Source organism: Nostoc sp. UHCC 0251 (assembly GCF_034932245.1).
Lineage (GTDB): Bacteria > Cyanobacteriota > Cyanobacteriia > Cyanobacteriales > Nostocaceae > Nostoc.
Genome location: NZ_JAYGHD010000186.1, coordinates 1 through 5,821 on the forward strand (window position 1 = coordinate 1; position 5,821 = coordinate 5,821).

General features: G+C 43.0%; 5 protein-coding genes. All 5 read left to right on the forward strand.

Annotation, left to right across the window (positions count from 1 at the left end; translation table 11 throughout):
- Nucleotides 1-289: 289 nt before the first annotated feature.
- Nucleotides 290-1,294, forward strand: coding sequence for an ABC transporter ATP-binding protein (locus VB740_RS16840; RefSeq protein ID WP_323201111.1), 1,005 nt, complete (start codon nucleotides 290-292; stop codon nucleotides 1,292-1,294).
- A complete protein-coding gene (locus tag VB740_RS16845; protein ID WP_323201112.1) occupies nucleotides 1,295-2,107 on the forward strand; it encodes an ABC transporter permease in 813 nt (270 codons plus the stop codon).
- Nucleotides 2,108-2,291: 184 nt separating this feature from the next.
- Nucleotides 2,292-3,980 (forward strand): GldG family protein, encoded by a 1,689-nt coding sequence (locus VB740_RS16850; RefSeq protein WP_323201113.1) that lies wholly within the window; start codon nucleotides 2,292-2,294, stop codon nucleotides 3,978-3,980.
- Nucleotides 3,981-4,091: 111 nt separating this feature from the next.
- Complete coding sequence (locus VB740_RS16855; protein ID WP_323201114.1) at nucleotides 4,092-4,715, forward strand: DUF4340 domain-containing protein; 624 nt, start codon at nucleotides 4,092-4,094, stop codon at nucleotides 4,713-4,715.
- A gap of 100 nt (nucleotides 4,716-4,815) precedes the next feature.
- A complete protein-coding gene (gene purU, locus VB740_RS16860) occupies nucleotides 4,816-5,670 on the forward strand; it encodes a formyltetrahydrofolate deformylase (protein ID WP_323201115.1) in 855 nt (284 codons plus the stop codon).
- The last annotated feature ends 151 nt before the right edge of the window (nucleotides 5,671-5,821 follow it).

Consider the following 5,821-nt stretch of genomic DNA (forward strand, 5'->3'; position numbering starts at 1 on the left):
GGACTAGTATTTGATTTCTGAAAAAACTCAGTACAACTAGGAAGCCTTCTTTCCTCTTGCCTCTTGCCTATTGCCTATTGCCTCTTGCCTCTTGCCTTCTTTCCTATTGCCTACCTACGCAAATCATTTTAGAAATCAAATCAGATTCCTATATTGCTAGTTAACTGTACTTCAGTAATCGTTCAGGAACTTTACCCGTCGTCGGCTAATCTTAGTGCCAATCCCCCATACCCAATATCGTGATCTAAGATTATTGGGTATTCTATAAATTGCGATCGCCACTATACCGATGATCGAAGTTGAACATCTAAGTAAAATATACGGCTCCACCTCAGCAATTACCGATGTCACTTTTAGCGTCGAACCTGGGGAAATTTTAGGTTTGTTGGGCCCCAATGGTGCTGGTAAAACCACAACCATGCGGATTCTGGCTGGTTATTTACCGGCAACCAATGGAAATGCCCGGATTGCTGGTTATGATGTCCATGAAAATTCCCTAGCTGTACGCCAACGAATTGGTTATTTACCCGAAACACCGCCGTTATATCCAGACATGACAGTGGAGGGATTTTTGCATTTTGTCGCCCAAATTAAGGGAGTATCAGCAGGCGATCGCCCCAACAAGGTAACAGCCGCTATCGAACGCTGCAACTTAGAAGATAAGCGACGGGTGATTATTCGCAAACTCTCTAAAGGATACCGCCAAAGGGTAGGAATTGCTCAAGCGATCGTCCACGATCCACCAGCAATCATTTTAGATGAACCCACCGTTGGACTCGATCCCAGACAAATAATTGAGGTGCGGAATTTAATTAAGAGTCTCGCTGGTACTCACACAATTATTCTTTCCACGCACATTCTGCCAGAAGTGAGCATGACTTGTAGCCGCGTCGCCATTATTAATCGCGGTAAAGTTGTGGCAACTAATACACCAGAAAACCTGATGACTCAGTTGACAGGTGGCTCAGGGTATGAATTGGAAATAGAAGGAGAAGCTGCCCTAGCGAAACAGGTATTGCAAAAAGTCGCGGGTGTGAGTTTGATAGAATCAATTCCGACAACCGGAGGCCATCAACCCCAGGAAAACCGCGCTTATTTGCGGGTAATATCGCAACCGGGAAAAGAACCAGGAAAGGATATTGCCACAACATTAGTGCGGGCAGGATTTGGTTTACATGAACTGAAGCGAGTTAACGCTACCTTAGAAGACGTATTCTTGCAACTAACCACAGAAGAAAAAAAATTCGAGACTGAGGTAGACTTAGCAGCAGACAACGAAGGAGAAGCAGCGTAAATGGGTGTAGTGCTGAGTAATATTATTGCCATTTATCGCCGAGAGTTACAAAGTTATTTTGTATCACCTTTGGCTTATGCGATCGCAGGCATATTTTGGCTCATCGCCGGATTATTCTTCGTGATGATTTTGCTAGGGCCAGATGGCATTTTGCTAGGAGTCGCGGCAATAGATGCACAAGGGCAACAACTCGGAGTGCCAGTACCGCCGATAGATGTCCCCTACGAATTTGTCCGGGCATTTTTGGATCGCATGGGTTGGCTATTGTTATTTATCCTGCCAATTCTCTCGATGGGACTGTATGCCGAAGAACGTAAGCGGGGCACTTTGGAACTATTAGCCACCTCACCAATCACCAATTGGGCGGTAGCTGTAGGTAAGTTATTAGGCGTACTAACATTTTTTACCACGATGGTTGTACCCATGCTAGTGTTTGAAGCGATCGCCATCAGTGGATCAAATCCACCAATGGCGTTCTCAATTCCCTTGCTGGGTCATTTTGGATTAATCTTGCTAGCAGCAGCAATTTTATCTTTAGGAATGTTTATTTCTTCATTAACAGACAGCACAATTCTGTCTGCCGTTTTCACCTTTGCAGTAATTCTATTATTGTTATTGATTGATTTAATCGGCAAAATTGTCCCTGGCCCATTGGGCGAAGCTTTAGGTTATCTATCATTGCTGAAACATTACAACACCTTAATTCAAGGCATTTTTGATACCAGCGCCTTAATTTTATTCGCCAGTTACATTTTTTTGGGTATTTTTCTCACTGCTCAATCAATTGATGCATTGCGCTTTCAAAGGCAGTAGTTATAATGCCCAAAAACTATCAACCTCTCGTTCCTTGGCTCTGCCAAGGAATGGCTTTGGGGAGGCTCTGCCTCCTTGGACTAAAGGCAGCAGCCCCTAGATAGGCATTCTCATGCTCTGCATGGGAACGAGACCATGCCACCTTGGCAGGGCTACTCCTAACTCCTCACTTCAGTCTAATAATATGAAGATAGTTGCAAAAAAGAAACTGTGGAAATATCTGTTTTGGTTGGGCCCATTCCTAATTGCTGTCGGCTTAACAGTTGGATTAGTCTCTGAACAGTGGGGACTAATTACATTAGCATTTCTAATTACAGGAATTGTCATCAGTGGGTTAGGGATAATATGGCAAAGTTACCAAACTAACTGGTGGAAACGTCGTTCTACCCAAGCTGGGACTAATGCCTTGGTGGCCACTCTGGCAGTGTTAGCAATTTTAGGATTGATTAACTTTTTAGGGACTCGCTATCACTTGCGGGCAGACTTAACAGAGACTCAATTGTTTACCCTTGCGCCCCAGTCACGGGAATTAGTAAAGGTTTTACCACAGCCAGTTAAAGTATGGGTGTTTGATATTAACCAAAATCCCCAAGACCGAGAATTACTAGAAAATTATCAGCGACAAAGCTCAAAATTTAAATATGAGTACATCGACCCCCAAACTAGACCAGGACTTGCAGAAAAGTTTGGCGTCAAAGATTACGGGGAAGTTTATTTAGAATCTGGCGATAAACGGCAATTAGTGCAAACAGTAAATCAAAATGAGCGCTTGTCAGAAATCAGATTAACTAGTCGCCTGCAACAACTAACAAGTTCTACCACAGCCAAAGTTTACTTACTCCAAGGTCATGGCGAACGCCAGCTTTCGCCTGGTAAAGATGCAATATCACAAGCAGTTCAGGGATTAGGCAACAAAAATTTCACAACATCACCCCTGAATTTAGGAGAAACTTCCAAAGTTCCTGAAGATGCGGCTGTTGTAATAGTAGCTGGCCCCAAACGAGGGTTGTTTGAAGGCGAAGTCAAAGCTTTGCAAGAATATCTTAATCGCGGTGGTAACTTACTGCTGATGATTGATCCTAATACCGATCCCAAACTTAACAGCTTGCTGCAAGAGTGGGGTGTTCGTCTGGATAATCGTTTAGCAGTCGATGTCTCTGGCGGAAACGTGGGACTTGGCCCTGCTACGCCCTTAGTCACAGAATACGGACAACATCCGATTACCAAAGATTTCGATAACGGCAATTCTTTTTATCCGATTGCCCGACCACTGGAAATTACCTCTGTACCTGGTGTTCAGGCTACTCCATTGCTACGAACCAAACCCTATCCCAGCAGCTGGGCGGAAAGCGACCTCCAAAGCGAAAAATTGGAGTTTAATGAGGGTAAAGACCTGAAAGGGCCTCTAACCTTGGGCGTTGCCTTAACAAGAAAACAACCACCCAAATCTGTTTCCACACCCCAAGCTTCACCGACACCTTTACCCCTACCATCACCAACCACCCAAAGCAAAACTTCCCCCACTCCCCCTGCCTCCCCTGCTCCCCCTGCTCCCTCTGCTCCCTCTGCCTCCCCGACTCCCACTCCCTCATCTCAAACAGCCACCGAGTCGCGGTTAGTGGTTTTAGGAAATTCCGATTTCGCCACCGATGGCTTGTTTCAACAGCAATTAAATGGAGATGTATTCCTCAACTCAGTTACTTGGCTGAGTCAACAGGATCAACAACCCCTTTCCATTCGCCCCAAAGAACCGAAAAACCGCCGGATAACTCTGACAACTACACAAGGTAATCTTCTTATATTGTCATCTCTGTTGCTTTTACCTTTAATTGGTTTTGCGATCGCAATTATTATCTGGTGGAAACGACGGTAATAAGTGAGTTAGGAAACGCGATTAATAGCGCCTGTACAAGAGTTTGGAGTTATAAATATGAACTCTTCACCAATGCCCAATGCCCAATTCCCAATGCCCAATGATTAAAAAATGAAATTGCCGAAAACGACTTTAATTTTGATACTGCTAATGCTGGGTTTAGGCAGTTTTGTTTACTTCTATGAAATTCGGGGCGCGACTGTGCGAGAAGAAAGCAAGGAGCAAAAGCAGCAAATTTTCTCTTTTGCCGAAGATGATGTGCAGTCTTTAACAGTCACGACAAAAGAACTCACCGTGAATCTGGAACGTAACCCTGAATCTAGTAATCCCAAGTGGTTAATCAAATCTCCGACATCGGGCCCAGCAAATGATGCTATTGTTTCTTATCTGATGGATTTGTTAGTTAAAGGTAATAGCGATCGCACCTTATTAACTCCAGCAAAAGAGCTTGGAGAATTTGCCCTAGATAAACCCCAAGCTACCATCAATATCACCCTAAAAAATCGAAAAAGTCATCAGTTGATTTTGGGTAAATCTAGCTTTAACGGTCGTTTATTGTATGCTCAAGCTGACCCTGCTGCTAAACCTGATGGAAATATAAATGTGCTGTTGGTATCTACAGATTTTGAAAATGCTGTGAATCGGGAACTATCAGAGTGGAAGCAACCTGTAGATAATAGTCAGAAACTGCCTGGACTCAGCACCCCTTTACCAACTCCGACAAATGGTAAATAAGAAATTACGCTTTCTTTCTGTGGTATGTTTCGACAATGCACGGTAGTGTAGCACAGCTGTGTTACCCTACTTCAAATATCGCTAGTTTTTCTAAGTTATTATGACAAATCCGACAGCAACATTGCTGATTTCCTGCCCCGATCAACGGGGACTAGTAGCGAAATTTGCCAATTTCATCTATTCTAATGGTGGTAATATTATCCATGCAGATCAGCATACAGATTTTGCTGCTGGGTTATTCCTCACGCGCATTGAATGGCAACTAAATGGGTTCAATTTACCGCGAGAGTTTATTGCCCCTGCATTTAATGCCATTGCTCAACCTTTAGGCGCTAAGTGGGAAATACGTTTTTCTGATACAGTCCCACGCATTGCTATTTGGGTAAGTCGGCAAGACCATTGTCTATTTGATTTAATTTGGCGACAACGCGCTAAAGAATTCATTGCTGAAATTCCTTTAATTATTAGTAACCATTCTAATTTAAAGGTAGTGGCAGAGCAATTTAATATCGACTTCCAGCATATTCCCATTAATAAAGATAATAAATCAGAACAAGAAGCCCAACAACTAGAATTACTCCGCCAGTACAAAATTGATTTAGTTGTATTGGCAAAATATATGCAGATTGTTAGTGCAGATTTTATTAGTAAATTTCCGCAAATTATTAATATTCATCATTCCTTTTTACCAGCTTTTATCGGTGCAAATCCCTATCACCGAGCTTTTGAACGTGGAGTAAAAATTATTGGTGCAACGGCTCATTACGCCACTGCTGACTTAGATGCAGGCCCAATTATTGAGCAAGATGTAGTGCGAGTTAGTCACCGAGATGAAGTTGATGATTTGGTGAGAAAAGGCAAAGATTTGGAGAGAGTTGTATTAGCAAGAGCGGTGCGATCGCACTTACAAAATCGTGTATTAGTATATGGGAATAGAACAGTAGTCTTTGAGTGATTTTATACCTAAGGTAATGCAAGAGAGCGATGCCTACAGAGGGCTACGCCTACGCGGGAAGTTGTGAGATAATGTTTTCTAGCCAGTTATTTATTATCTAAGCTAATCGGCATTTAAGCTGCATAATATAAATGCAGAGTCGGTTGAAAAT